Source organism: Dactylosporangium sp. CA-052675 (genome assembly GCF_050947935.1).
Lineage (GTDB): Bacteria > Actinomycetota > Actinomycetes > Mycobacteriales > Micromonosporaceae > Dactylosporangium.
The window spans coordinates 2,808,000-2,834,338 of record NZ_CP192010.1 but is presented as its reverse complement, the minus strand read 5'-3'; the positions used below and the strand labels follow the sequence as shown (position 1 = coordinate 2,834,338).

At 73.6% G+C, this 26,339-nt stretch carries 20 protein-coding genes; 9 read left to right on the top strand and 11 right to left on the bottom strand.

Annotated elements, in window-relative coordinates; translation table 11 throughout:
* Positions 1–121 precede the first annotated feature (121 nt).
* Positions 122–2,137, bottom strand: coding sequence for an Hsp70 family protein (locus tag ACQP1P_RS12770; RefSeq protein WP_433086270.1), 2,016 nt, complete (start codon positions 2,135–2,137; stop codon positions 122–124).
* Between the two features lie 123 nt (positions 2,138–2,260).
* Here ACQP1P_RS12770 and ACQP1P_RS12765 point away from each other — a divergent pair, with 123 nt between their 5' ends.
* The gene (locus ACQP1P_RS12765) at positions 2,261–3,667 is read left to right on the top strand and encodes a hypothetical protein (protein WP_433086268.1); all 1,407 of its coding nucleotides are present in this window, start codon (positions 2,261–2,263) and stop codon (positions 3,665–3,667) included.
* Positions 3,668–3,755: 88 nt separating this feature from the next.
* On the opposite strand, the gene tsaA is transcribed toward ACQP1P_RS12765, so the two are convergent.
* The 6 genes from tsaA to ACQP1P_RS12735 form a co-directional block, all read right to left on the bottom strand.
* The gene (tsaA, locus tag ACQP1P_RS12760) at positions 3,756–4,172 is read right to left on the bottom strand and encodes a tRNA (N6-threonylcarbamoyladenosine(37)-N6)-methyltransferase TrmO (RefSeq protein WP_433086266.1); all 417 of its coding nucleotides are present in this window, start codon (positions 4,170–4,172) and stop codon (positions 3,756–3,758) included.
* Between the two features lie 30 nt (positions 4,173–4,202).
* Positions 4,203–4,814 (bottom strand): mycothiol-dependent nitroreductase Rv2466c family protein, encoded by a 612-nt coding sequence (locus tag ACQP1P_RS12755; protein ID WP_433089982.1) that lies wholly within the window; start codon positions 4,812–4,814, stop codon positions 4,203–4,205.
* Positions 4,815–4,882: 68 nt separating this feature from the next.
* Positions 4,883–7,192 (bottom strand): Hsp70 family protein, encoded by a 2,310-nt coding sequence (locus tag ACQP1P_RS12750; RefSeq protein ID WP_433086264.1) that lies wholly within the window; start codon positions 7,190–7,192, stop codon positions 4,883–4,885.
* Positions 7,193–7,204: 12 nt separating this feature from the next.
* Entirely contained in the window at positions 7,205–8,320 is a 1,116-nt protein-coding gene (locus ACQP1P_RS12745; RefSeq protein ID WP_433086262.1) for a glycoside hydrolase family 26 protein, read from the bottom strand.
* On the bottom strand, positions 8,317–10,215 hold the full coding sequence (locus ACQP1P_RS12740; protein WP_433086260.1) for a glycosyltransferase family 2 protein: 1,899 nt from the start codon (positions 10,213–10,215) through the stop codon (positions 8,317–8,319). The genes ACQP1P_RS12745 and ACQP1P_RS12740 overlap by 4 nt, the downstream gene beginning before the upstream one ends.
* A gap of 1,663 nt (positions 10,216–11,878) precedes the next feature.
* Entirely contained in the window at positions 11,879–13,105 is a 1,227-nt protein-coding gene (locus ACQP1P_RS12735; protein ID WP_433086258.1) for an MFS transporter, read from the bottom strand.
* Positions 13,106–13,166: 61 nt separating this feature from the next.
* On the opposite strand from ACQP1P_RS12735, the gene ACQP1P_RS12730 reads away from it, so the two are divergent.
* Positions 13,167–13,829 (top strand): CGNR zinc finger domain-containing protein, encoded by a 663-nt coding sequence (locus ACQP1P_RS12730; RefSeq protein ID WP_433086256.1) that lies wholly within the window; start codon positions 13,167–13,169, stop codon positions 13,827–13,829.
* Positions 13,826–14,575: an alpha/beta hydrolase gene (locus ACQP1P_RS12725; RefSeq protein WP_433086254.1), complete on the top strand. Its 750-nt coding sequence runs from the start codon at positions 13,826–13,828 to the stop codon at positions 14,573–14,575. The genes ACQP1P_RS12730 and ACQP1P_RS12725 overlap by 4 nt, the downstream gene beginning before the upstream one ends.
* A 578-nt stretch (positions 14,576–15,153) precedes the next feature.
* Here ACQP1P_RS12725 and ACQP1P_RS12720 read toward each other — a convergent pair.
* Entirely contained in the window at positions 15,154–16,560 is a 1,407-nt protein-coding gene (locus ACQP1P_RS12720; protein WP_433086252.1) for a condensation domain-containing protein, read from the bottom strand.
* Positions 16,561–17,024: 464 nt separating this feature from the next.
* On the bottom strand, positions 17,025–19,520 hold the full coding sequence (locus ACQP1P_RS12715; RefSeq protein WP_433086250.1) for a putative bifunctional diguanylate cyclase/phosphodiesterase: 2,496 nt from the start codon (positions 19,518–19,520) through the stop codon (positions 17,025–17,027).
* Between the two features lie 88 nt (positions 19,521–19,608).
* Here ACQP1P_RS12715 and ACQP1P_RS12710 point away from each other — a divergent pair, with 88 nt between their 5' ends.
* Genes ACQP1P_RS12710 through ACQP1P_RS12700 form a run of 3 tightly spaced genes read left to right on the top strand, consistent with a single transcriptional unit; the run spans position 19,609 to position 21,718 of the window.
* On the top strand, positions 19,609–20,829 hold the full coding sequence (locus tag ACQP1P_RS12710; protein ID WP_433086248.1) for a diguanylate cyclase domain-containing protein: 1,221 nt from the start codon (positions 19,609–19,611) through the stop codon (positions 20,827–20,829).
* A gap of 29 nt (positions 20,830–20,858) precedes the next feature.
* Positions 20,859–21,275 carry a MarR family winged helix-turn-helix transcriptional regulator gene (locus ACQP1P_RS12705; RefSeq protein WP_433086246.1) on the top strand — a complete coding sequence of 139 codons (417 nt, stop codon included), beginning with the start codon at positions 20,859–20,861 and terminating at the stop codon, positions 21,273–21,275.
* Entirely contained in the window at positions 21,272–21,718 is a 447-nt protein-coding gene (locus ACQP1P_RS12700; protein WP_433086244.1) for a hypothetical protein, read from the top strand. The genes ACQP1P_RS12705 and ACQP1P_RS12700 overlap by 4 nt, the downstream gene beginning before the upstream one ends.
* 30 nt (positions 21,719–21,748) lie before the next feature.
* On the opposite strand, the gene ACQP1P_RS12695 is transcribed toward ACQP1P_RS12700, so the two are convergent.
* A complete protein-coding gene (locus ACQP1P_RS12695; RefSeq protein ID WP_433086242.1) occupies positions 21,749–22,702 on the bottom strand; it encodes an Lrp/AsnC family transcriptional regulator in 954 nt (317 codons plus the stop codon).
* Positions 22,703–22,786: 84 nt separating this feature from the next.
* Between ACQP1P_RS12695 and ACQP1P_RS12690 the strand changes: the two genes are divergently transcribed.
* Genes ACQP1P_RS12690 through ACQP1P_RS12680 form a run of 3 tightly spaced genes read left to right on the top strand, consistent with a single transcriptional unit; the run spans position 22,787 to position 25,565 of the window.
* Positions 22,787–24,199: an MFS transporter gene (locus ACQP1P_RS12690; protein WP_433086240.1), complete on the top strand. Its 1,413-nt coding sequence runs from the start codon at positions 22,787–22,789 to the stop codon at positions 24,197–24,199.
* 20 nt (positions 24,200–24,219) lie between these two features.
* Positions 24,220–24,966, top strand: a complete 747-nt coding sequence (locus ACQP1P_RS12685) for an MBL fold metallo-hydrolase (protein ID WP_433086238.1) — start codon at positions 24,220–24,222, stop codon at positions 24,964–24,966.
* On the top strand, positions 24,963–25,565 hold the full coding sequence (locus tag ACQP1P_RS12680) for a DedA family protein (RefSeq protein ID WP_433086236.1): 603 nt from the start codon (positions 24,963–24,965) through the stop codon (positions 25,563–25,565). The genes ACQP1P_RS12685 and ACQP1P_RS12680 overlap by 4 nt, the downstream gene beginning before the upstream one ends.
* Here ACQP1P_RS12680 and ACQP1P_RS12675 read toward each other — a convergent pair.
* Positions 25,555–26,334 carry a class I SAM-dependent methyltransferase gene (locus ACQP1P_RS12675; RefSeq protein ID WP_433086234.1) on the bottom strand — a complete coding sequence of 260 codons (780 nt, stop codon included), beginning with the start codon at positions 26,332–26,334 and terminating at the stop codon, positions 25,555–25,557. The genes ACQP1P_RS12680 and ACQP1P_RS12675 overlap by 11 nt on opposite strands.
* Positions 26,335–26,339: the final 5 nt, after the last annotated feature.

The window sequence follows — 26,339 nt, the reverse complement described above, 5'->3', positions numbered from 1 at the left end:
GGAGTTGTCAGGCGGCGACGCGGCCGGACCGCCCGGTAGGGGCGCCCGTGCGCACCCGGAGTTGTCAGGCGGCGACGCGGCCGGACCGCCCGGTAGGGGCGGCCGTGCGCACCCGGAGTTGTCAGGCGGCGACGCGATAGGTGGCCGTGGCGGACTTCCGGCTCGTCCGGCCCACGAGCTGCACGACGACCGCGCCCGCCTTCGTCCCCGCCGGGGCCGCCGTCACGCTCGCCTCCGCCGCGCCGCCGGCGTCCGCGGTCAGGGTCGTGAGCAGCTTCGTACCGGCCCGGGCCTCGATCTTCTCCCCCGCCGCGAAGCCGCGCGCGGTCAGCTTCACCGCGACTCCGGCCTTGCCCACGCTCGGCTGGAGCTGCACCGTCGCGGGCGCGGTGGCCGGCGCCGGGGACGCCGAAGCCGGCGGGGCGGGTTCACTCGCCGGGGCCGAGGCGCTCGGCCCGGCACCGAACAGCGCGTCGGCCTTGGCCCGGCCGTCGGCGAGCAGGCCGCGGCCCCACGGGGTCAGGACCATGACGAGCGCCACGGGCAGCAGCGGCAGCGCCGCGAACCGCAGGCGCCGCAGCAGCCCGGACCCGCCCGGCCGGCGGGGCCCCGCGGACCGCGGCGGTGGCGGGGCCGGCTCGTCGTGCTCCGGCTCGTCGCGCGGCATGAGGGAGTCGTCGCCGTAAATCGCCACGTTGCCCTGGATCGTCACGCCAGGCCCGATGATCACGGAAGGGCGCGACGGGGCGGCGGCCGGCCCGGGCGGGACACTGGCGGGCGCCACCGGGAACACGCTGACCGGAGCCACCGGCGGCAGCGGGTAGGCCGCGGACGTCGCCGGGCCGGCGCCGTAGACGGTGCCGGTCGACGTGCGATCCAGCGGGACCGGCGGCGCCGACTGAGGAGGAAACGGCTGCGGAGGAAACGGCTGCGGAGGGAACGCTTCAGGAGGAAACGGCTGCGGAGGAAACGACTGTGGCGGGGCCGACGGCGGTGGGGCCGGCTGTGGCGGGGCTGACTGTGGTGAAGCCGACGGCACCGGCGGCGGGGAAGGCCGCCGGTCGGTGCCGTTGGCCAGCAGCAGCGCGCCGAACGCCACGGGCAGCTCGGGTTGCTCGGGTACGACCGGAGCCAGCCCGAAGCGCGCGTGCAGCCGGCTCGCCACCAGCGGCAGCCGGCTCGAGCCGCCCACCAGCACGATCGCGTCCAGCAGGGCGGGCGTGACGCCGGAGCGTTCCAGGACCCGGCGGGTCTCGTCGACCGCGCGGTCGACCAGCGGGCCCGCGACGCGGTCGAGCTCCTCGCGCGTGAGGTGGGTCGCGCGGTCGCTGCCGGGCACGTGGATCGGGGCCGACGCGGCGCGTGACAGCATCTCCTTGGCCTGGCGGACCTCGGACCAGAACGTGCGGCGGTCGCGCAGCTCGGCCGGTGTGCGCGGCGCGGCCAGGCGGTGCCACAGCTGCGGGTCGGCCGCGGCGACGAGGTGCCCGACGTGTCCGACCAGGGCGTCATCGATGTCGGTACCGCCCAGGTCGGCCAGCCCGCCCGTCGCCAGCACCCGCAGCGCCGGCGTCGCGCCCGTGGCCTGGATGACGGTCACGTCGAGCGTGCCGCCGCCGAAGTCGAACACCACCGCGCAGCGCCCGGGCGCGAGGCGGCCGCCGAGGGCGCGGACGCAGTACGTCGCCGCCGACACCGGCTCGTCCAGCAGCGTGACGCGCCCGAGCCCGGCGCGGGCGGCCGCGTCGAGCAGCACCGACCGGCGTGTGTTGCCCCAGTCGACGGGGCAGGTCAGCACCGTGGAGCCGGTCACCGCCACCCCGGTCTGCGCGGCCTCGGTCGCGGCCCGGCGCAGCACCGCGGCGAGCAGCTCGGCGACGGGCAGCTCGCGGTCGCCGAGCAGGATCACGCCCTCGTCGACGCGGCCCTTCGGGTTCGGCTCGAAGCGCGCGGCGTCGGTCATGAGGTGCCGTTCGGCGTCGCGGCCGACCAGCAGCGCCCCCGAGGAGTCGGCGAAGACGGCCGAGGGCAGCAGCGGGCTGCCGTCGAACAGCAGCGGCCGGGGCGTGCCGTCACCGCGGTCGACCACCGCGACGGTGTTGGACGTGCCGAGGTCCACCGCGAACCGCAAAGGCATCGCGGCATCCTATTGCAGCCGCTCAGCGAAGCGGCGACCCCGGCCGTCGCCGTCCGGTAGCCGACTTCGAGCGTGACCGCTTCGCGGATTCCCGAGGAAGCGCGCATCCAGTACGGTGCCTGGGTGCACGACGGGGAGAACACGGAGCCGGCCGCCGTCACCGAACCGGTGACCATGGTCCCGCAGCAGCGAGGCCCGGAGATGTACCTCCCGCCCGTGTCGGCCCCGCCCGTATCGGCCCCGCCGCCGATGCACTGGCAGCCGCCCGCCTACCCCGCGGCTCCCCCGCCGCCGCGCCGCCGGCGCTGGCCGCTGATCTCGGGCCTGGTCGTGGTGTCCGTGCTGGTGCTGGCGCTCATCGTGTGGGTCGCCGCGCAGGGCCCGAGCGGCCAGACCGCCGCCGCCCCGTCGGCGGCTCCGGCGAGCGCGTCGGCCTCGGCGGGGCCGGTCGCGGCGACCACCGGTACCGGCGAACCAACCGTGGCCGACAAGATCCGCACCGCGCTCGACAAGCAGGCGAAGGCGCTGCTCGCCGGGGACCAGAACGGCTACCTGGAGGGCGTGGCGGCCGGGCTCAAGGACGGCTACCGGCGCCGGTTCGGGTCGCTGCGGTCGCTGGGTGTGCGGGCCTGGACGCCGAACCTGATCGACAAGCCGAGCCAGAGCGCCGACGGCAGCGGCAGCTGGGACGTCATCGTCCAGTACGACTACTGCCTCGGCGAGGGCTGCAAGCCCGAGTCCCGCCAGTTCGTGCAGACCTCGTGGACGATCTCCGGCAACGAGGCCACGGTCACCAGGTACGCCCAGGCGACCGACCCCTGGGACGCCTCCGACCTGAAGGCGGTCACCGGGCACCGGGTGATCGTGGCCGGCTCGGGCACCACCGCGAACAAGCTCCAGCAGGTGCTCAGCGCCGCCGACGCCGCGGCCGAGGTCGCGGACCGCTACGCGCACTGGGGCCCGGCGCCGAAGTGGTACATCGTGTACGTCGCCTCGCCGAGCGAGTGGAAGACCTGGTTCGACAACACCGACCTCGGCCCCTACTACGACGGCTACTCGATGGGCGCCCAGGGCGTCGTGATCCCGGTCGACGACCTGAGCCGGCCCTACCTGCGAACCGTGCTGACCCACGAGTTCGGGCACGTGGTGACCATCGGCGACAACTACCCCACGGCCGAGCAGTGGTGGCTGCAGGAGGGCGTCGCCGAGTACATCGCGGACCGCGACGGCGAGGCGACGCGCAGCCGGCTGCCGTCCATCCACAAGTTCGTGCAGCAGGGCTGGGACGGCCAGATCGCGATGGGCCCGCCGCCGGAGCGGGCCGGCGGGGTGGAGATCGACGCGCGGTACGGCATCGCCCTGCTGGGCATCTCCTGCCTGGCGAAGCGGTTCGGCGAGGCGCAGATGCTCGACTTCTGGGGCGACGTCGTGCGCGAGAAGCAGTCCCTGGAGTCGGCGTCGTCCGGCCGGTTCGGCACCGCGTGGGCCGGCGTGGCCTCGGCCTGCGCCGGCGAGGTGCGCAAGGCCTGAGGCGCGCAGGGCCTGAGACGGGCAAGGCCTGAGGCGCGCAAGGCCTGAAGCGCAGTCCTGAGCGGCAGGGCCTGAGGCGCGGCGGTCCTCAGCGGGCGTCGACCTCGCCGAGGACCGGCTTCACGTCCAGGATCGGGGTGCCGTGGATCGCCTCCAGGCCCGAGACCCGCACGCGCAGGCCGTCGACCGCGAGGATCTCGGCGCCGTGCAGCCCGATCGGGTTGGGCCGGTCCGGGGCGCGGGTGCTGAACACGCCGGTGCGCGGCCGGGCGCGCTCGCCGCGCGGGTGCACCGCCAGCACGTCCCGGTCGGCGCGGTGCAGCCAGGTCAGCAGCAGCACCCGGTCGCCGGGGCGCAGGTCGGCCAGGGCCGGGGCGACCCGCTCGTCGAACACGAGCCACGCCTCCGGGGCGCCCTCGTCGCCCTGCCGCGGCGCGTCCGCGCGGTCGGTGAGGGACGACTCGACGCGGCCGACCGGCCGGACCACGAACCCGTCATGCTCCACAGTTGCGACCCTACACACGGCCCGCCCGGGTCAGTCCACCGTCGGCGACACGCGGTTGCCGCGCTTGAGCTCGTAGAAGCCCGGCGTCTCGACCATCAGCAGCAGGCCGTCGAAGAGCCGGCCCGCCGCCTCGCCGCGCGGGACCGGCGTCACCACCGGGCCGAAGAACGCCGACGACCCGATGTGCAGCGCCGGGGTGCCGAGGTCCTCGCCGACCGGGTCGAGCCCCGCCCGGTGGCTGGCCAGCAGGGCCTCGTCGTGCGCGTCCGAGTCGGCGGCGGCGGCCAGGCCCGGGTCGAGGTCCAGGGCGGACAGGGCGCCGCGGTACAGCTGCGGGCCGATCGGCTCCTTGCCGTGGTGGATGCGGGTGCCGAGCTCGGTGTACAGGTCCCGCAGGACCGGGGCGCCGTGGCGCTGCTGCGCGGCCACCAGCACGCGGACCGGCCCGAGGGTGTCGGCCAGCCAGGTGCGGTACCAGTCCTCGAGGTTCTCGCGGTGCTCGTTGAGCAGCCAGAGGCTCATCACGTGGAAGCGGGCCTCGACGGGCCGGACCCGCTCCACCTCCAGCAGCCAGCGCGAGGTGTTCCACGCCCAGGGGCACTTCGGGTCGAACCACATGTCCACGACAGTCACACCGGCGATTCAAGCAGGGCCCCTTGGACCGAAGAAGTGCCAATTCGCTGCCGTTGCCACTGGGCCAAGTTCGTGCCTCAGCTGGTGTACCGGAACGCCTGCACGTCCAAGGTCCCGTTGAGGTTCTTCGAGCCGTTGTAGCCGCCGGCGGTGTAGATGACGCCGTCGGAGACCGCGACCGCCTGGCCGGCCCGCGGCAGCTCCTGCTTCGGCAGCTTCGCCGTCTGCGTGCCGTCCTGGCACCACCAGTCGTAGGCGTTCGCGCCGTTGTTGCCGCCGAGCACGCACAGGCCGATCCCGGTGATGTTCATGGCCGCGGCCCCCTCGCGCGGCCCGTCGAGCCTCAGGTGCTCGCCGGTCATCTTCCGGTTGAGCATGACGTCGACGGAGTCGAGCGTGGCGTTGTCCGGCTTCTGCCGCCGCCCGCCGATGAACCAGACCCGCCCGGCCCGGTCGGTGGTCGCGGTGAGCTTCTCGCGCTGCTCGGACAGCTGCCCGATCGTCGTCCAGCCACCGGGGCCCAGGGCCCAGACGGTGTCGGTGGCGAAGCCGTCGGAGCCGGTGCCGCCCGCGAAGACGATGCCGTCGCTGTCGTAGACCGCGGCGCCGGAGTTGCGCTTGGCCGGCAGCTTCGGCCCCTCCTCCCACGCCTCGGCGCCGGGCTTGAGCTGCCAGACCTGGTCGGTGGCGCCGTCACTGGCGAGCCCGCCGAGGACCCAGATGGTCTTCCCGCCGTCGAGGACCACGGACATGTGGCTCAGCGGGTGGGGCAGCTTCGGGCCCTTGAGCCAGCTGTTGCGGTCGAGGTCGTAGATGTAGACGTCGCTGGTCTGGCCGCGCGGCTCCTCCGCGGTGTAGCCGCCGATGACGTACAGCTGGCGATTGACGACCGCGGCCCCGGCGCCCTCGATGCCGATCTTCGACGGGATCTCGCTGAGCTTCTCCCACTTGCCGATCGTGGTGGTGGCCGGGGTCTTGTCCGTCCTGTTCAGGGCCTGGTAGGCGAAGAGGCCGCCCGCGGCGAGCAGGACAGCCGCCGCGACACCGGCGACGAGGGCCGCCCGCCGGCGACCGCCCGGGGGCGGAGGCGGAGGCGGACCGTCCATGGTGGGCGGCTTCGGGATCGGCGTGCCCACCGGCGGGGAGACCGGGATCGCGGAGATCGGGGAGACCGGGGAGATCGGCGGGGCCGACATGGGCACGCCGGACACCGGGATCGCCATGTGCTCGGTGCCGTAGACCGTCCCGGAGGGTGGCGCGCTCACCGGGACCGACGCGGTGGCCTTGACGGCCGCGGGCGCGGCCAGCTCGGAGGGGTGCACGACCGCGCCCTCCGCCACGGGCAGCTCCGGCTGCTCCAGCACGGTCGGCGCGACGCCGAGCTCGCGGTGCAGCATGCGGGCCACGAGCGGGACGCGGGACGAGCCGCCGACGAGCAGGATGCCGGCGAGCTTGTCCGGCTCCAGGCCGCAGTCGCGCACGACCCGGGCGGTCTCGGTGACGGTGCGCGCGATCATCGGCCCGATCTTCTGCTCGAGCTCGTCGCGGGTCAGGTGCAGGGCCGACTCGACGCCGGGGACGCTCACCGGCGCGACGGTGGTGCGCGAGAGCATCTCCTTCGCGCCGCGGACGTCCTCCCAGAAGAGCCGGCGGTCCCGGCGGTCCTGGGCGGTGCGCGGGTCCTGCAGGCGGCGCCACACGTCCGGCTGGGAGGCCTGCAGCACCTCGCCGAGGCGCTCGACGAGCGTGGCGTCGAGGTCGAGGCCGCCGACGTCCTCCAGGCCGCCGGAGCCGATGACGGTGAAGCCCTGCGGGTCGTTGCGCACCACCGCGATGTCGATGGTGCCGCCGCCGAAGTCGTACACGACGAGCGCCTCGCCGCGGGGCAGCGGGTGGTTGAGGGCGCTGATGAAGTACCGTGCCGCCGCCACCGGCTCGGGCAGCATGCTGACGTCGGTGAACCCCGCGGCGAGCGCGGCGTCGTGCAGCGCCTTGCGCCGGGTCTGGCCCCAGGAGGCGGGGTAGGTGAGCACGACCGGCGGCGCGTAGCGGGTGACCTCGGCGACCCCGGTGGCGACGGCCCGCAGCACCGCGGCGAGCAGGTGCACGGTCGGGATCTCGGCGCTGCCGAGCAGCACGGAGGGCTCGTCGATGCGCCGCTTCGGGTTCGGCTCGTAGCGGGCCGGGTCGAGCTGGGCGAGGCGCTGGGCGTCGCGGCCGACGGCGAGCTGGCCGTGGTCGGTGAGGAACAGCGACGAGGGCATGAGCGGGGCGCCGTCGAACAGCACCGGGCGGCGCCGCCCGTCGGGCGAGCGGATCACCGCGACGGTGTTCGACGTGCCGAGGTCGATGCCGACGACGTACCCGCCGGGCGTGGGGCTCACCACGACGCTGCTCCTCTAGTTGGTCCGGATCAGGCGGCGCGGGACCATGTCGGGGTCCCACGTCGCGCCGTAGTAGGGCTGGGCGATGCCCTGGGCGAACGCGGCCGAGGCGGCGGGCGTGGCGGCGATGCGCCAGTCGGTCTCCTTGACCGACTCGTACCAGAGGAAGCCGATGATCTCCGGGTGCCTCGGCAGCGTCTGCAGCAGGTCGGTGATCCAGTCGGCCTTGCGCCCCTGCTTGTCGGTGGCGGCCGTCTCGGTGACCACGATCGGGCGGCGGCTCAGCGTCTTGAGCTCGTTGAGCGTCGGCCGGTAGATCTGCTCGAAGGTCTGGTACGTCTCCATGCCCGCGGTGCCGTAGTAGCCCGACAGCCCCACCCAGTCCACGTACGCGTCGCCCGGGTACAGCTGCGACAGCGGGGTGGCGTTGTCGTAGACGACGTTCGGGCTCCAGACCCAGATGACGTTGCCGGCGCCGAGGCGGTCGAAGAGGTCATGCACGTGGCGCCAGGCGGCCACGTAGTCGCCCTTCTGGTTGCCGTTGGCGGACTCGCCCCACGGGTACCAGTACCCGTTCATCTCGTGCGCGAAGCGGATCGCCACCGGATAGCCCAGCGCCTTGATGCCCTGCGCCCACTCGGTGAGGTAGCCGTCGAAGTCTCCGCCGCTGATCCTCGCCAGCCGGTACTGCGGCTGCGTCCCCCGGTCGCGGTCGGTCTTGGACTCGGCGCGGTAGTCCCACGGCTCCCAGCCGAGCATCGGCAGCATCCCGCGGTTGACGATCCGGTCGAAGGGCTGGCGGTCGAAGTGCTTCTCGGCGCCCCAGCCCGACGCGAACATCATGACCTGCGGGCTCTTGCCGGCCGCCCGCACGAAGCCGTTGTAGTCGGTGAGGTCGCCGGGCCCCTTCTCGGTGAAGACGCCGAAGAAGGCGGTGCCCGCCTGCGGGAAGGTCGCCCGGCTGCGGCTCGGCGCGCTCGCCGGCGGGCTGAAGCTCGGCACCGGCTCGGCGAGCTGCTCCTGCCAGCTCGCCGTAGTGCGCGTGTTCGCCTCGACGCGCGGGGCGACGACGAAGACGTAACCGCCGATGAGCACGAGGGTGGCGAGCATGATGCGCGGCAGCGTGATCACGCGGCGCTCCCCTGCGGCACGGCCGGGCTCGGCAGCGGGAAGCCGGCGTGGGGCACGGCCGGGAACCCGCGCACGGTCGGCAGCTCGTCGATGGCGGTCGCGCTGGCCGCCGTCGCGCGGACGGTGACGACGAGCCCGGCGGTCACCGGGTCCTCCTCGGGCCCCTCGGCGCCGCGGTCGCGCAGATAGGCCGCCCACGCCATCAGGGGCGGGACGATCCCGACGACCACACTGACGGACGCCCAGAAGCGCAGGGCGATGGAGTCGTACCCCATGAGCCCGCTCGTCGCCAGCAGCGCGACCCCGACCAGGGCCCAGACCGCGTGTGTCCGGAACGTGCGGGGCCCGTCGACGCTGCGCAGCCGCCCCTTCGCCGTCACCGCGTAGGCCAGCGGCCGCCGGGCGAGCGCGGCGAGTCCGGCCGCGGCGTAGACGGGCACGGCGAAGAGCGCGAGCGCCATGCCGTGCACGCCGATCTCCCGCCGCTCGTGCCGGGCCAGGTTGAACCGGCGCAGCCACAGCCACAGCACCGCCCAGCTGCCCATGCTGGCCGACCAGAGCCCGAGCCACCACTGCCACTCGATCGTCGCCGCGTTGATGCCCAGCCCGAGGTACGTGCCGGTGGCCACGATCCCGCAGACCGCGGACAGCGCGACGCTCGGGTAGTAGGACTGCACCAGGCCGTAGCACAGGCGCTGCCCGGCCCCGAGGTGCTTCAGGTGCGGCCGGGAGCGGCGCAGGAGGATCTCCCACACGCCGTACGCCCACCGCTTCTGCTGGTTGAAGTAGTCGGTCCAGCTCGTCGGGCCCTCGCCGACCGCGACGACGTCGGGGGTGTAGACGCCCTTCCAGCGCCGGTCCGTGAGCGGGTTGCGGGCGCCCATCACGACCATGCTCGTCAGGTGGTCCTCGATGATCGAGTCCTGGTAGCCGTCGATCAGTCCCCAGGCCAGCGGCCGGTAGAGGTGGTTGGTGCCGATCAGCAGCGGGGCGTCGAGGCCGTTGCCGCCGCGCTCGATCAGGCCGGAGAAGAGGTACTGCTGCACCGACGCGCCGTGCACGACCCAGTTGTCGTACATGTTGCCGTACACCTGCGGCGCCACGACGAAGGCGACGTCGGGATCGCGGAAGTAGCCCAGCGTGCGCTCCAGGAAGCTGGGCAGCGGCACGTGGTCGGGGTCCATCTGCGCGACGACGTCGTAGACGTGCTCGTGCGTGGCCCGCCAGGCGTTGTGGTTGCCGGACTTGGTCTTGGCCCGGAACGCGCCGTGCTCCTGGTTGAACTCGGGCCGCCCCTTGCGGCTGAAGTGGTGCACGCCGAGCCGCTTGGCCATCGCCTTCACGCGGGGGTCGTCGCCCTCGTCGAGAATCCAGATGTCGACCTGCCCGTCGTAGCGCACCCGCTGCATGGCCCGCAGCGACCGCTCGACGACGTCGATGGGCTCCTTGGCCGGCACGATCGTGGTGAGCATGGCGACGCGCAGGCCGCGCGCGGGCACCATCGGCACCGGGTCCCTGGCCTTCCAGGCGAAGACCCACACCGCGAAGTTCTGCAGCATCCGTACGGCCTCGACCAGGACGACGAAACAGAACGCGACCCGCGCGACGATGACGTGCCAGTCCTGGCCCACGCCGGGGATGTGCTCGGGCAGCAGCAGCCAGCCGACGAACACCAGACCGGTCAGGAAGTTCAGCGCGATCAGCAGCGACAGCACGACCCGCCGCCCGGCCCCGCCCACGTGCCGGTACACCACGGGGTGCTGCGCCCGCCCCGGCGTGGTCAGCGGCCCGGCGAGCGCGTTGCAGTCCTCGTAGGCGCGGTGCGTCTCGGCGAGCTTCGCCTGCCGCCGCTGCCGACGCCGCTCGAGGCGGCCCGCCTTCTCGGCTTCGGCCACGGAAGTCGCCGATGGGGGCACGACGGTGTCCAGCAACGACCCAGCCTCCGATCTTGGATGCTCGCCGCCCTTACGGCAATGCCGATGGTAGGCACAGAACGCGATCACGCGGACCACCCGAACGGCCGGTCACCGATCCTTTACCCGAGATCGTTTCCGCAGGTCAAACCCACTTCACACCCCTATCCACCCCCGCCCGCCCGGGACCGATGTAACGGATCCGACAGGCTGTTTCCGCATCTCTTTCTTGAACGAATCCATTGACGGCGGAAATACATCGGCTTTTGTCGAATAGCCGACATCGAGCAACAGTTGTGGATCAGTATCAGCTCTCTTTCCTGAGCCTTTTTCTCTCCCTTGCCCCGCAGCCATCCCAATGCGGTCGAGGCGCTTCCCGGGCGTCAGGACGCCTGACCCGCACCCCGGCAACGCTTGTCCGTGCACGAGGACGACCCGGGCCGCGGCTGTGGCGCGGCGACACACCACCGGCCCGCTGCCGCGCTTCACGCGAGTCTGGGCAGGCGCTGTGCGGCGCACGAGGGCGGGAGGTCGGACGGGCCGACCCGTCGGCAGGAGACGGCGCCCGCTCGGGCGCTACCACCGTCGCCGAGTCCGCCTCTGGCAACCGCCGGCCGCCCGAGGTTCGGGTCTGCACTCTTGTTGTCTCGCACCGGTTAGCTCGCACCGGGAACCTGCCCCGTGATCGCGACACTGGCCGCGCGGAACCGCACCGCCCGATTGTCTCGCACCGGCTAGTCAGCCAGCACTGGGAACCTGCCCCGTGATCGCGACGTTGGCCGCGCGGAGCCGCATCGCCCGACCAGCGCACCCTACTGTCGGCCCCCTTAGCCCCGGCGCGCGGCAGCCCCATCCGGCACGATCCGGCGCCACCAAGCCCGACCCACGGCGAGGCCGCGGGGTTTGACGCAGCCCGGCCAGTCCAGGGCGGCCGAGTCCCGACTCGCGGCCCAATCCCGACCCCCGGGCCAATCCCGACTCGCGACCCAGTCCCCACTCGCGCCCAATCCCGACCCCCGGGCCAATCCCGACTCGCGACCCAGTCCCCACTCGCGCCCAATCCCGACTCGCGGTCCAGTCCCACTCGCGGCCCAATCCCGACTCCCGACGAAGGGCACGCTCCGGCCGGACCCGGCGCGATCCCGGCGTAGGCCCACGGCACATCACGGGCGAGGCGCGCGGCCGCTGCACCATCGACGCGGATCCGATGCCGTCCCAGCGCGCCCCCACTCTCCGGCCCAGCGCACTCCCGATCCGCGGCGCAGTCCCAACCGGCCCAATTCGACGCGGCTCACTCTCCGGCCTCGCGCACTCCCCGGCCGGCGGCGCAGTCCCAACCGGCGCGACCCGGCACGCGGCCCGCAACCCGGCACGCGGCCCGCAACCCGGCACGCGGCGCGGAATTCGACGCGGGCCTGCGCAGTCCAGCGCGGGCGTGGACAGGCTCCTCGGAGGCGCGGCGCGACCACGCGCGGCCCTGGCACGACCGCAGCCCCGAGGCGCGACCCCGGCCAGCAGGTTCCTGGCCCGAGGCGCGTAGGCAGGTTTCTGGCCCGAGGTTCACCGGCATGTCCCTGGCCCGAGGCGTGGTCGCCCCGCGATGGCCGCTCCGGCCGAGACAAGGTTCGCACCGACCGGCCGCTGCTCAGGCCGCCGCCCGTTGCCAGTTCAGCGTCACCCCCTCGGCCTGTGGTGCTGCCGGCGTTTCGGGCGAGTCGCGGCGGTTGCGGGTGAGTTGAGGTTCGGCGAGGAGAAGTGCGACGGCGACGACGGCGATGAGCGCGCCCGCCAGGGCGACGGACCGGACGCCGGCGTGGTCGATGATCACGCCGCCGACGAAGGAGCCGGTGGCGATGCCGACGTTGAACGCCGAGCTGCCGCCGGCCGAGGCGAGGTCGGTGCTGCCCGGGGCGACCAGGAGGATGCGGTTCTGCACGGCCGCGGCCATCGCACTGTACGCGAAGCCGTTGAGAGCCAGCGCCACGATCGCGGCCACCTTCATCGTGCCGAGCGCGTAGAGCACGACCAGCGCCAGGCAGATGAGGGCCATCGGGACGACGAGCGCGAGCCACGGGTACCGATCAAGGAATCGCCCCACCACCAAGGTGCCCAGGAATCCGGCGGAGCCCGTCACCAGCAGCAGGGGGCCGAGGGTCGCGGCGGCGAATCCGGTGACGTCGAGCAGGAACGGCGTCACGTACGTCTGTGCGGTCAGCGCGCCGGTCACCACGATGGCGGTGCACAGCACCAGCAACACATAGTGCCTGCGCGAGGGATTCACGCCTCGCGAGGCCGAGTCGGCCTCGGGCGCGGCGGACGGTACGAGTGCCACCACCACGGCACAGGTCGCGACTCCGACGACGGCCATGACGAGGAACGCGACGCGCCACCCCGCCTGTTGCCCGAGCCAGGTGCCGAGCGGCACGCCGAGCACCGGGGCCAGGGCGGCACCGATGGACATGCGGGCCACGGTGCGGCCGCGTTGCGACGGCGGGAAGAGACTCGTCGCGGTCGAGGCGACGATGGACCAGAACAGCGCCTGACTGAGCCCGACGATGAGCCGCGCGACGAGCAGCACCTCGTAGCCGGGCGCGATCGCGCTGACCAGCGTCGCGGCGGAGAAGACGCCGAGCGTGGTGCCGAGCAGGAGCCGCTTCGGGATGCGTTGCGTAAGGCGCGCGAGCGGGAACGACATGAGCACGACCACGACCGCATAGCCCGTCATCAGCAGCCCGACCTCCGACCTCGAACGGTGCAGATCGTCGGCCATGAGGGTCAGCAGCCCGACGGGCAGGATCTCCGTGGTGACGAAGGTGAAGGTCGAGACGGCCAGGGCGGCCAGTGCGAGGTTTGCGCGTCGGTGTTCGAGCATCAGCGCTTTCCCGTTCCGAGGTGATTCCAGTTAAGGGCGGTACGGTGGTAGCATCGCACACATGGAGACGACGGACAAGCCCGGCCTCCGCTTCGTCGGCGGACACACCGCGCTCGACCTGGTGAACACGGTCGAGCCGCGGGTGCCGGGCGCCGAGCCGGAGAAGGAGCACCTCGGCACGCCGGAGGAGCTGCTGCGATGGGCCCTGCGCGCCGGCGTCGTGGAGCCGGAGGAGGCACCCGAGATCCGGCTCGCGTGGCAGGGCGAGCAGGCCCTGGCGGCAGCTCTGGCGATCCGGGAGGCCCTTTATACGGTACTGCTGGTGCGCATGGACGAGCCCCTGAAGGCACGACTGCCGTACCAGTCGGCGCTCGAACAGCTCGGCACGCGCTACTCGGCCGCGGTGGCCCGGGCAGGCGTCACACTGGCGTTCGACGCCCCGACGGCCGCGCGCCTGCGGATCGGCGACGTGGTCGCGTTCGCCGTGCAGGACCGTCTCGCCGCGATCGCCATCGACGTGCTGACCACCGAGAACGTCGAGGACCTGCGCATCTGCCCGCTCGAGGAGGGCGGCTGCGGCTGGCTGTTCCTCGACCGCAGCCGCAACCATACGCGCCGATGGTGCTCGATGACCGACTGCGGCGCGCGGGTGAAGGCCCGCCGCCTCACCGACCGCCGCCGGGGCAGACAGCTACCACCAAAACAAGCTACGATGGGAGCATGACGATGGCCCGCATCCGATGCGACTTCTCCTCCGACGCGCTCGGGGTCGGCACCTCCATGACCGTCCTCCTTCCCGAGCAGACGACCAGCCAAGCCGAGTTCCCGACGCTCTATCTCCTGCACGGCCTCAGCGACGACGACACCGCCTGGACGCGGTTCACGTCCCTCGAGCGCTATGCCGCCGAGCGGCAGATCGCCATCGTCATGCCGCGGGTCGAACGCAGCTTCTACACCGACGAGGTCTGGGGCCGTCCATATTGGACGTTCATCTCCGAGGAGCTGCCGCGCACCGCCCGCCGCCTGTTCCGCCTCTCCGACGATCCGGCGAGGACGTTCGTGGCGGGGCTTTCCATGGGAGGGTACGGCGCGTTCAAGCTCGCACTCCGCCACCCCGACCGATTCGGCGCCGCGGCCAGCCTCTCCGGCGTCCTCGACCTCGCCACCCGGGCGCGCGAACTGGCCCGGCCCGAAGACCCGCGGATGTGGGAACGCATCTACGGCACTCCGCCCGACATCGAGGGCACCGACAACGACCTGCTGCACCTGCTCGACACCGTCGAGAACCCGCCGCCACTGTTCGTCGCGTGCGGCACGGAGGACGCGCTGTATTCCTCGAACCTACGGTTCCGCGACGCCTGCAACGAGCACGGCATCCCACTCAAGACCGAGTTCTCCCCCGGCGCTCACGACTGGGCCTTCTGGGACGACAAGATCCGGGCGGTGCTCGCATGGCTGCCAGCGACATGATCCCGCACGCCGACATCGGCGCCTGGCTCGGCAGTGGCTTCACTGCCTGGCCCGGCAGTGACGTCACCGGGGCCTACGCCGCCGGTCTGCTGCTGAGCAGGGTCCAGGCATCCGAAGCGCTGCCGGCACGGGGTGGCGTGGTCAGTTGGGCATCCGCGGGCAGACGGGCCGACGCGGGGCTTCACCGACCGAGACCCGGCGAACAAATGCATCAGCGCCGCGAATCAGGAGACTGTGGTCCGGTGATTCGTGAAGCGACGCGGCCTGGCGGACCGGCGGGCTGGTGGGCCAGCGGGCGGGTTTCACCATGGAGCGGGCACCGCGAAGCGGCGGACCACGACGGAACCCGCGAACGAGCCAGGACCGATCGTGAGCCCGGCGACGGCCGGAGAGAACCTGTGGAGTGCCAGTTCACCAGGAGACCGGCACCGCCAAGCAGCGAACCACGACACAAGCCGCGAACGAGCCGGGACGGATCGTCAACCGGGCGTCGGCCCGCGAGACGTTGCCGGGTGCGCGAAGTGGCGGGCCCGGGCCGGCTGCGCTGCGGTGGAGCTTCTGCCGGGATGCCGGAAGGGCTACGGGATGGCCGGGGCTTCCGGGTTCAGGGCGGCCTCCACGGCGAAGCTTTCCATCTCCGCCAGCAGGCGGTGCAGCCGCGGGACGGTCAGGTAGGCCGTGTCCACCTCTGTGGTGATCTGGACCGTGTCGGGGACGTCGTCGATGTTCACCATCAGTTTCTCGTTGAAGTACGGCAGCTCGGTCTCGCGGATCAGCGACGTCTCGCGCCGCAGGGCCCGGATGGTCTCGTCGTCCGCGCTCGTCTTCGGCGGGCGCAGCGCCAGGCGGCGCTCGTTGTAGAAGACCTGCAGGTCGATCGGCTCGCCGCGGTCCTTGGCCACCCGCTCCAGCAGGGCCTGGCGGGCCTGCGGGTCGTAGTAGGCGTACTTCGACGCGCTCATCGACGCCTGGCGGGCCCGCAGGACCGCCTCGGCGGCCGTGATCGTGCGCGGGTCCAGCACCACGAGGCCGTTCTGCGACAGCGGGGAGACCACCTCGGCCAGGCCGGGGCGGAAGCGGTTGCCGACGATGACCTGGGTCGCGAACGGGGCGCCGCCGACGACCCGGGTGAAGGCCACCGCGTACGCGGCGAGCAGGACCGGGGCCGTGTCGATGGACAGCCGGGCGGCCAGCCGCTCGCTGGCCGCGTGCAGTGCCCGCGACGCCCAGACCACCTGGCGGAAGCGGGGCGCCGCCGGGTCGCGGTACCCGACCGGGAAGCGCTGGGGGTTGAGGGCCCGCAGCTGCGACTCCCAGTGGCGCATCGCGCTGTCAGTCTGGCGGGTGGCGGAGCGCTGCTGGGCGGCGATGTCCAGCGGTCCCGGCACCGGCCGCGGGGCGAGGGCGTCGCGCTGGGACAGCTCGCGGATCATCGTGGCCAGGCCCGTCACGTCCGTCGCGATGTGGGTGACCTCGACCAGGACGTGGGTGACCGGGCCGTCGGCGCCCGAGCGGACGACGGCCATGCGGATCGGCCACTCGGTGGCGTAGTCGAACGGGCGCGACTTCCACGCCGCGAACACCTCGGCGGCCAGCGCCTCCGCCGCGGCCGGCAGCGCGACCGAGGCCGCCGGGACCAGGGACGAGGACGACGAGGACACGGCCGGGGCCGTGGCGGTGGACGCCGCGGAGTCCTCGGCGGTGTGGACCTCCAGGTACGCCTCGCCCGAGGCGAAGGTCTCCTGGGTCGTGCGGCCGTCCGGGGTGAAGCGCAGCAGGGTCCGCATCGACGGGTAGCGGGACATGAAGAAGCGCAGCTCCTCCACGAAGTCCGCGACCGTGCGGCCGTCGTGGACGGGGACCACGCCGCCCATGCTCATGGAGCTGTTCATCTCCCGCATGGCCTGGAAGACCTGTTGCTGGCCCCACGTCAGTTCACCGGTGGCGGCACCCTCGCCCTCGAAGGTCACCGTGATGCGTTCCATGTATGGCGATCGTTCACTCGGACATTGACGTAGACAAGAATACGAATGGCTGGAGGCGCCGGCCGAAGGAACGAGGCGGCGGGCGAGTACTCAGGTGGCGTGGTGCACCGCGACGCCCGCGAACGCGCGCACGGCGACCGCAGGCGCCGGCCGAAGGACCGCGGGTAGCGGGCGAGCACTCGGATGGCGTGGTGCACCGCGACGCCCGCGAACGCGGGCACGGCGACCGCAGGCGCCGGCCGAAGAACCGAGCCGGCGGGCGAGCACTCGGATGGCGTGGTGCACCGCGACGCTCGCGAACGCGGGCACGGCGACCGGAGGCGTCGGCCGAAGGACCGCGGGTAGCGGGCCAGCGCCCAGATGGCGTGGTGCACCGCGGCGCTCGCGAACGTGCGCACGGCGGCCGCAGGCGCCGGCCGAAGAATCGAGACCAAGGGCGAGCACTCCGGTGGCGTGGTGAGTACTCAGGTGGCGTGGTGCACCGCGAGGTCCGCGAACGCGGGCGGGGCGACCGCGGCGCGCTTGGCCAGGTCTTCGGGGGCCAGCGGGTGGGAGTACAGGTAGCCCTGGCCGAACGTGTAGCCCAGGTGGCGCAGCATCCGCGCCTGCGCCTCCGTCTCGATGCCCTCCGCCACGGTGTCCAGGTCTAGGGCCTGCGCCATGCGGATCACCGCCGTGGCCACCGCCTCCTGCCGGGCGACCGTCGTGATCTCGTCCACGAAGGAGCGGTCGAGCTTGAGCGCGGTCACCGGGCACGTGAGCAGGAGGCCGAGCGAGGAGGCGGCGGTACCGAAGTCGTCCAGGGCGATGCGGACGCGGCGATCGCGCAGGTGCTGCAGCGCGGCGATCGCGGCCTCGTCCACCACCGCGGTCTCGGTCACCTCGACGGTGAGGTGGCGCGGGTCCAGCCCGGCGTCGTCGAGTGCGCCGAGCACGTCGGCCACGAAGTCGGGGTCGGTGAGCTGGCGGCCGGCGACGTTCACGGACACGTAGCCGGGAGCGGACGCGCCGAGCTCGCGCAGCCAGCGCGCCTGCTGGGCGCACGCCTCGCGCATGACGAAGCGGCCCAGGGGCACCACGAGCCCGGTCTGCTCGGCGGCGGGGATGAAGTCGCCCGGCGCGATGACGCCGAGCTCGGGGTGGCGCCAGCGCACCAGGGCCTCCGTGCCGACGGTGCGGCCGTCGTCCAGGCGCACGATCGGCTGGTACTGCAGATGGAGCTGCCCGGCATCGATCGCGTCGCGCAGCCGCGCCCCGATCTCGGCGTGGGCGACGATGCGGGTCGTCATGCCCGGCACGTACACGAAGTGCCCGCCCTTGCCCCGCTCCTTCGCCGCGTACATGGCCAGGTCGGCGTTGCGCAGCAGCGTATCGACATCCTCGCCGAGCGCCGACTCCCCACCGAGCGCCGACTCCCCACCGAGCACCGGCTCCCTACCCGCCGCCGACTCACCACCGAACGCCGACTCCCCACCGAACGCCGACTCCCCACCCGCCGCCGACTCACCACCGAACGCCGACTCCCCACCCGCCGCCGACTCCGAATCGAGCACAGGCTCTCCACCGTGCCCCGGCTCCCAGCCGAGCGGCGGCGACGAGGCGGCGACGCCCACGCTGGCCCGCACCAGCAGCTCGTGCCCGGCCGCGCGGACCGAGGTGGTGAGCACGTCGCGAATGCGCTCGGCGACGCCGATGGCGTCCTCGCCGGGCACCTCGTAGAGCATCGCCGCGAACTCGTCGCCGCCGAGGCGCGCCACGACGTCCTCGGCGCGCACGGCCCCGCGGAGGCGCTCGGCCACGGTCATGAGCACCTCGTCGCCGACCGCGTGCCCGAGGGTGTCGTTGATGAGCTTGAAGTCGTCGAGGTCGATGAGCAGGACCGCGGTCGGGCCCGGGCGCCGCAGCGCGGCACCGAGCAGCTCGGTGAAGTGGTTGCGGTTGACCAGGCCGGTGAGGGCGTCGTGGGTGGCCTGGTGGCGCAGCCGGCGCTCGTGCGCGCTGAGCTCGGCGAGCAGGCGCTGGTTGTCGCGCAGCGCCACGAGCTGGCGGGCGCCGACGACCGCGCTGACCGCGATGGCGCCGGTGGCCACGGCGGCGATGTCGCGGTGGTCGGTGTACGCCACGAACGCGAGCAGGACCAGGGTCGCGCCGACGGCGTAGTAGGGCAGCTTGCTGTACGTGCGCTCGCCGCGCGCGGTGCGCCGGGCGGCCGCGGGGCGCCACTGGGCCCGGGCCGCGGCCGCGACGAGCAGGCACTCGACGAGGGTGAGCATCGGCTGGAGCCCGGCCAGGCGCGGGTGGGTGGCGATGAGCGGGGACACGGCGGAGCTGAGGCCGCCGGCGACCAGCGTCGTGGCGAGCAGGGCCATGGAGCGGCGGCTGACGGTACCGCTGCCGAGCATGACGACCTTGAGCACCGCCACGAGCGTGACCAGGCAGGTGGCGCCCACGAGGGAGAGACCGATCAGGACGCCGAGGTGGCCGTTGTGCTCCGCGATCGGGCGCAGCGCGAGGTGCCACAGGAACAGGGCCGTGGTGATGAGCACGGTGAGCCCGTCGAGGCCGAGGCGGGCCCACTCGGCGCGGGTGCGGGTGCGCACGGGGAGCCGCAGCAGCGCGTACAGCACGATGAGGATGCCCGCCACGAGCACCGGCGCGGCGATCTGGATGAGCCGCAGCGCATACGGCGACTCGGGGCTGAGGCGGCCCGGGGTCATGATGGCGGTACCGACCGTGACCAGCCCGGTCGCGAGCGCGAACCGGTGCCAGAACCGCCGCGCGCTCGCCGCGATCCCGGGCACCTCCCCGGCCAGCCAGGCCATCCAGGCGGACATCGCCAGGCCGAACGGGCCGACGACCCACACGATCTGCTTGGGCACGGGCAGGCCGGCGGCGTAGAGCGCGGCCCACGAGGCGGTGGCGAGCATGCAGGCGACGATCGCGACCATCAGTCGCCGCACGAGTACCGCTGCCTCCGCCACGGGTCTTCCCATCGGCAAGCGGCGCGAAAACGTTAGCAGGGTGCGGCGATGTGCCGATGAGCGAAGCGTGGACCGCACCGGCCGGCTCGTCACCTGGGTGTCGTTGCCGGCGGTCGGCGCCGTCGACGCGGTGCTGCTCGCGGCCTGGGGTGACCGCCCCGACCGGCACGGCTGGGCGGTCCCGGTCGCGGCGCTGGCGCTCAACGGCGCGGTGCTCGCGGGGCAGGCGTGGTCGCTGCGGGTCCACGCGCGGCTGCTGCGGCGGCTGGACCGCACCCTGGCGGCCCTGCGCAAGTCGATGGTGCGCGACCAGATCCTCGCCGACACCGGTACCGGCCTGCTGACCGCGGGCGACACGAAGGCCGTGCACGAGCTGGCCGTGGACGGGGCCGCCGCGCTGCTGGCCGACACGCCGGACGCGCTGGCCGTGCTGCTGGAGCCGCAGGTCGACGAGCTCGTGGTGGTGGCGGCGGCCGGCACGGACCTCGACGGCGCGGACACGGGCCTGGTCGGCCGCCGCCTGGCCCCGCCGCCGCCGCTGCGCGCGCTCATGCAGGCCGGCGAGGTGCTCGGCGTCGGCAACCTCGCCGAGCTCGGCGTGCCGGGCCTGACCACGACCCGCACGGCCCTGCTCCTGCCGCTGGTCGTCAACGGCCGCTTCTTCGGCGTGCTCGGCGTGACCGCGCACCGCACCCTGCACGCCGACCTGCGCCGCGCCCTGGAGACGCTGCGCACCCAGGCCGCGCTGGCCCTGGACGGCGCCGCGCTCACCGCCGAGCTGACCGTGCGCGCGCTGCACGACCCGCTCACCGGCCTGGCCAACCGCCGGCTGATCGGCGAGCGGCTGGTGCAGGCCCTGGCGCGCGCCCGCCGCAGCGGCCGCCGCGTGGGCGTGCTGCTGATCGACCTCAACGGCTTCAAGCCGGTCAACGACACGCTCGGCCACGGGGCCGGCGACGAGCTGCTGCGCGCGGTGGCGGGCCGGCTCACCCACTGCGTGCGGCTGGAGGACACGGTCGGGCGCCTGGGCGGCGACGAGTTCGTGGTCGTGGCCGAGGACCTGCCGGATCTGGCGGCCGCGGTGCGGATCGCGCAGCGGGTGGTGGAGGCGGTGGGCGCCCCGATCGTCGTCGACGGCCACCGCCTGCCGGCCAGCGCCAGCGTCGGCGTGGCCCTGTCGAACGACGCCTCCCTGCCGGACGAGCTGCTGCGCCAGGCGGACACCGCGATGTACACGGCCAAGCGACACCGCAAGACGGGCGCGTACCACATCCACGGGGTCGCATAAGGTACTGCGATATCGTATAATCCGATCTCGTGGTATTTCTGCTGCTCGACCTCCAGCGCGCCACCCACGCGACCCTGCACCGGCTGACGACGGACCTGGCCGAGCTGAGGCTGGCCCCGTCCGAGCTCAACGCCCTGGCGAACCTGGCACGCCGCCCCGACGCCGCGAGCACCGTGTCCGAGCTCGGGGCCGCGGCCGGCACGCGCCCCACGACGCTCACGAGCATCCTGGACCGCCTGGAACAACGCGGCCTGGTGAGCCGCGCCCCCCACGAGCGCGACCGCCGCACGGTGGTCGTCCGCCTCACCCCGCCGGGGACGACGATCGCCACGCGGGTCCTGGAGGCGATGGCCGACGTGGAGCGGCGCGCCCTGGCCTCGCTGCCCCCGGACGCCGCCGAGCGCGCGGCGACGGTCCTGCGCGCGCTGACCGAGGCCGCCGCATGACCCCCACCTTCGGCGAGCTGTTCGCGGCGGTCACCGCCGGACCCGGGCACTTCGGGCACCGCGAGCACGTGCACCTGACCTGGCTGGCGATCCGCCGGGTGGGCCCGGACGCGGCGATCGGGCTCGTCGGCGACGGCATCCGGCGCACGGCCCGGTACGCGGGGCAGCCCCGCAAGTACCACGTGACGATGACTCGCGCCTGGGTCGAGCTGATCGCGGCCCGGATGAGGCCGGACGACCCGGACTTCGCGGTCTTCGCGGCGCGCCACCCCGAGGTGCTCGACAAGCGGCTCCTCAACGAGCACTACCGCCCGGGCACCCTCGCCACGCAGGCGGCCCGGACCGGCTGGGTGCCGCCCGACGCGCGACCCTTCAGCGCCGGGCCGCCCGCGACGCCCCGGGCTCGGCCCGGCATCTCGCCCGGCGACGCCGACGTCCGGTGAGCCGTGGGACGACGTGCCCCGCCGGTCGGCTCACACCACCGCGGCGACCTGCTTCACGTGGCGCAGGGCGGGCACCGACTCGAGCCGCTCCACCCCGCGCAACGGCCCGATGCGACGGGTGACGTACGTGTACAGCTGCGCCATGTCCCGGCAGATCACGGTCGCCATGAGGTTCGTCTCCCCCGTCGTCGCCGCGACGAACACGACCTCCTCGTGGCGCGCCAGCTCCTGCCCCACCGCGGCCAGGTGGGCCGGCGCGACCGTCAGCCACAGCAGGAACCGCGCCGGGTACCCGAGCAGCGCCGGGTTCATCTCCACGTCGAAGAAGATGGCCCCGGTGGCGCGCAGGTGCTCCAGGCGCCGCCGGACCGTCGACTCCGACCAGCCCAGCGCCGCCGCCAGCGCCGGGTAGCCGAGGCGCCCGTCGCGGTTGAGCGCGGCCAGCAGCGGCCGGTCCTCGTCGGTGAGCACCGCGGTGGTGCCCGGCGGCGGCACCGGCGGGCGCAGCCGGGCGATCTGCCCGGCGCTGAGGCGGGTGTCGCGGGCCTCGCCGCCGACCGGGCCGCCGGCGAAGTGGTGCATGAGGCAGTGGGCACGCACCGAGACGATCCGCGGGGTGCGCGGCAGCTTCTGCAGCAGCAGGGCCTCGCGGTCGGCGGTGCCCGGGTTCTGCACGACGCACGTGACCTCGGTGCCGCCTGAGCCCAGCGTCACCCAGGTGGTGTCGGGGCGGCGGGCCAGGGCCTCGGCGATCGCCCCCGCGCTGTCCGGCGTGGTCTGCAGGCGGATCATCCACATGTCGTAGCCGAGGCGCACCCCGTCGGGCAGGGCCGCGACCCGCAGGCCGCCGTCGCGCATCCGGCGGTACCGCCGCGCCACCGTCTGGTCGGCGACGCCCAGGATCTCGGCGAGGGCGCTGAAGGAGACGCGCCCGTCCAGCCGCAGCGCGTCGACGATCTGGTGGTCGAGGGTGTCGACTTCCACCAGCCAACGATAAGCGATGTCGGAATCCGCCACCTCGGGCCGGAAAGCTACCCAGGAACCGGCGCGGATCGCACATTCGACGGCATGCCCAAATGGTCTGCCCTCGTCGCCGTCTCCATCGGCACGTTCATGCTGCTCGTCGACGTCACGATCGTGACGGTCGCGCTGCCCGCCGTCTCCCGCGACCTGGGGGTCACCATCGGCGGACTGCAGTGGGTCCTCGACGGGTACGCCCTCGCGCTCGCCGCCGTGCTGCTGGCCTCCGGGTCGCTGGCCGACCGGCACGGGCGCCGCCGCGTGTACCTCGGCGGCACCGTCGTCTTCGCGGCCGCCTCGCTGCTGTGCGCGGTCGCCCCGAACGCCGGCCTGCTCATCGCCGCCCGGTTCCTGCAGGGCCTCGGCGGGGCCGCGATGCTCGCCACCACCGTCGCGATCCTCGGCGTCGCCTACACCGGCCGCGACCGCGGCGTGGCCTTCGGGGTCTGGGGCGCGGTCAACGGCGCCGCCGCCGCGGCCGGCCCGATCGCCGGCGGGCTGCTCACCGAGCACCTCGGCTGGCGCTGGATCTTCATCGTCAACCTCCCCGTGAGCCTCCTGGCCGTCTGGTTCACCCTGCGCGGCGTCACCGAGTCCCACGGCCGCTCCGGCACCGGCCACCGGCTGGACCTGGCCGGCATCGTCACCTTCACGCTCAGCGCCACCGCCGTCACGTTCGCCCTGATCCGGGGCGGGGACGCCGGCTGGACCGCGCCGAGCACCCTGGCCGCCTTCTCCGTCGCCGCCGTGGCCCTGGCCGCGTTCGTCGTCGTCGAGCGGCGCACCGGCCACCCGATGCTGGACCTGCGCCTGTTCGCCAAGCCGTCCTTCAGCGCCCTCATGGCGGCGTCGGTCCTGGCCCAGGCCTCCGCCTTCGCCTACCTGCCGTTCACGACGGTCTGGCTGCAGCAGTTCATGGGCAAGGGCCCGGTCGACGCGGGGCTGCTCGGCGCCCTGCCGATGAGCGCCGCCTCGTTCCTCGTGGGGGCGTTCGGCGGCCGGTTCCTGCAGCGGGTGTCCCCGCGCTGGTCGATCGGGGCCGGTCTGCTGCTCATCGGCGCGGGCGCCCTGCTGCAGTCCCGGCTCACGCCCGCGTCCCCGGCGACCGCGCTCATCCCCGGCCTCGTCGTCGTCGGGCTCGGCGTCGCCGCGGTGCTGCCGACGATGGCCTCGGCCGCCCTCGCCGCCGTCCCGCACGAGCGCAGCGGCATGGCCGGCGGCGCGGTCAACACGTTCCGCCAGCTCGGGTTCGCCCTCGGCGTGGCCGTGTTCGGCTCGATCTTCGCCCACCGGCTCGCCGGACACCACGCACCCACCGACGCGGTGAACCACGTGGCCGCCGTGGCCGGGTTCACCGGCCTGGCCGCCGCGGTGCTGGTGCTGCTCGTGGTGCGCACGGGCCGCCCGGGCCGGCCGGCCCCGCGCCCCGCGCCTGAGCCCGCCGTCAGCGAGGCCGTCTAGCCCGAGCACATAATGGCTGGATGGACGTCACCTGGTGGGGACATGCGACCGTGGCCATCCGCGAGCGCGGGGTCACGATCCTGACCGATCCGGTGCTGCGCGACCGGCTGGCGCACCTGCACCGGCGCCGGGGGCCGCGGCCGAGCCTGGACCGGGCCCCCGACGCGGTCGTCGTGTCCCACCTGCACGCCGACCACTGCGACCTGCCGTCGCTGCGGTCGCTGCCGACCGCCACCCGGCTGATCGTGCCGCACGGGGCGGCGGCGTTCCTGCGCTCGCGGCTCGGCGAGCGCGACTTCGTCGAGCTGCGGGCCGGGCAGGAGACCAGGGTCGGCGACGTGACGGTGCGGGCGGTGCCGGCCTCGCACGACGGCGGGCGGACCCCGAAGTCGCGCATCCGGGCCGTGGCCCTGGGCTATGTCGTCGCCGGGGAGCGCTCGGCCTGGTTCGGCGGGGACACCGGGCTCTTCGACGAGATGAAGGAGATCGGTCCGGTGGATCTGGCGCTGGTACCGGTCTGGGGCTGGGGCTGGACCCTCGGGCCCGGGCACCTCGACCCGGCCCGGGCGGCCGAGGCGATGCGCCTGGTGGAGCCCGGCCAGGCGGTGCCGATCCACTGGGGCACGCTGTGGCCGATCGGCTGCGGCCGGGTGCGGCCGGACCGCTTCCACCGGCCGGGCGACGAGTTCGCCGCGCACACCCGCGACACGGCCCCGCAGACCGGCGTGCGCGTGCTCGCGCCCGGCGAGAGCCTGACCGTTTCGTGATCACGCTCGGGGGGCTCATCGCCGCGGTGGCGATCATGTTCGGCATCGTGGCGGCCGGCTCGATCCTGCCCGTGCTGCCGACCGGCGCCGCGGTCAGCGCCACCGCGGTGCTGGCCGCGCACTACAGTCCCCTGGCCGTGCCCGTCGTGATCGCGGCGGGCGGGCTCGGGGCCTACGTGGGCGACGCCGTCACGTTCGCGATCTGCCGGGCCGGCGGTGAGGCGCTCACGCGGCGGCTGCGGCTGCTGCGCCAGCCGTGGCGGCTCGCCGAGACCGTGCGGGACCGGCTCCAGCGGCGGCCGGTGACCGCCCTGCTGGTGTCCCGGCTGGTGCCCGGCGGACGGATCCCGGTGCTGCTCACGGCGGCGATCGTCGGGCTGTCGTGGCGTACCTTCGTCGTGTCCAACATCGCCGCCTGCGTGCTGTGGTCGGCCACGTACAGCGCGATCGGCCTGCTCAGCCGCAACGTCTTCGCGCAGCCGTGGCAGGGCGTGGTCTGCGCGATCGTGGTCGTGGTCGTGGCCGGGCAGGTCGCGAGCTGGTTGGAGAAGCGGCGGGCGCGCGGCGCCGGGGACCCGGCGGCGAAGGTCACGCCGTAGCCTCCACGTAGATCGTCTCGTCGTTGCGCAGCACCTGGTCGAGGTCGGCCACGTCCGGGAGGGCGCCCTCGCGGTAGGCGCGCACCGCGATCCCGTCCTCGGCGAAGCCCGCCGCGGTGAGCGCGTACGTGAGCTCCTCGAGGTCGTAGAGCCAGCGGTGGCCGTACACGTAGAACAGCTGGTTGAACATGAACGCCCCGCGCGCGGGCATCGCGGGCGCGACCCCGGTCAGGGCGCGGTTCATGCGCCGGCGGTGCTTGCCGAAGAAGCCGTCGTGGTTGACGTAGCTCTCCGCGTAGACCTTGAGGTCCGGCGTGGTGACGCGCAGCAGGCCGCCGGGGCGCAGGATGCGCTTGACCTCGGTCAGCCAGGCGATGCCGGCCCGCAGGGTCACGTGCTCGATGAGGTGCTCGGCGTAGGCCCAGTCCACGGTGTCGTCGGCGACCGGCAGCCGGGCGGTGATGTCCATCTGCGTGAAGTACGCGGTGTCGTCGACGCGGTACACCTGGCCGGGCTCGGTCCGCGTGCCGTCGGCGGCGGTGAGCGAGACGAGGTCGGTGCCCAGCGCGCGCGGGTGGCTCGTCTTGAACGCCGCGAACTCGATGCCGGTCAGGCCGAGCCGGTCGAAGTGCGAGCGGTCGAGCACCTCGGCGGACAGCTGGGGCGCGAGCTTCTCCACGCGCGCCAGGTCCTCGGTGAACGAGTCGACCGTGGCGGCCAGCTCCTGCGGGTCTTCCCAGTTCCAGGGGCGTAATGCGGCCTCAGACATGGGTT

Excerpts from the sequence above, each read along its gene's own strand:
- ACQP1P_RS12770 (WP_433086270.1), bottom strand. The coding sequence starts at position 2,137 with ATGCCTTTGCGGTTCGCGGTGGACCTCGGCACGTCCAACACCGTCGCG.
- ACQP1P_RS12735 (WP_433086258.1), bottom strand. The coding sequence starts at position 13,105 with ATGCTCGAACACCGACGCGCAAACCTCGCACTGGCCGCCCTGGCCGTC.
- ACQP1P_RS12730 (WP_433086256.1), top strand. The coding sequence starts at position 13,167 with ATGGAGACGACGGACAAGCCCGGCCTCCGCTTCGTCGGCGGACACACC.
- ACQP1P_RS12725 (WP_433086254.1), top strand. The coding sequence starts at position 13,826 with ATGACGATGGCCCGCATCCGATGCGACTTCTCCTCCGACGCGCTCGGG.
- ACQP1P_RS12720 (WP_433086252.1), bottom strand. The coding sequence starts at position 16,560 with ATGGAACGCATCACGGTGACCTTCGAGGGCGAGGGTGCCGCCACCGGT.
- ACQP1P_RS12700 (WP_433086244.1), top strand. The coding sequence starts at position 21,272 with ATGACCCCCACCTTCGGCGAGCTGTTCGCGGCGGTCACCGCCGGACCC.
- ACQP1P_RS12690 (WP_433086240.1), top strand. The coding sequence starts at position 22,787 with ATGCCCAAATGGTCTGCCCTCGTCGCCGTCTCCATCGGCACGTTCATG.
- ACQP1P_RS12685 (WP_433086238.1), top strand. The coding sequence starts at position 24,220 with ATGGACGTCACCTGGTGGGGACATGCGACCGTGGCCATCCGCGAGCGC.
- ACQP1P_RS12675 (WP_433086234.1), bottom strand. The coding sequence starts at position 26,334 with ATGTCTGAGGCCGCATTACGCCCCTGGAACTGGGAAGACCCGCAGGAG.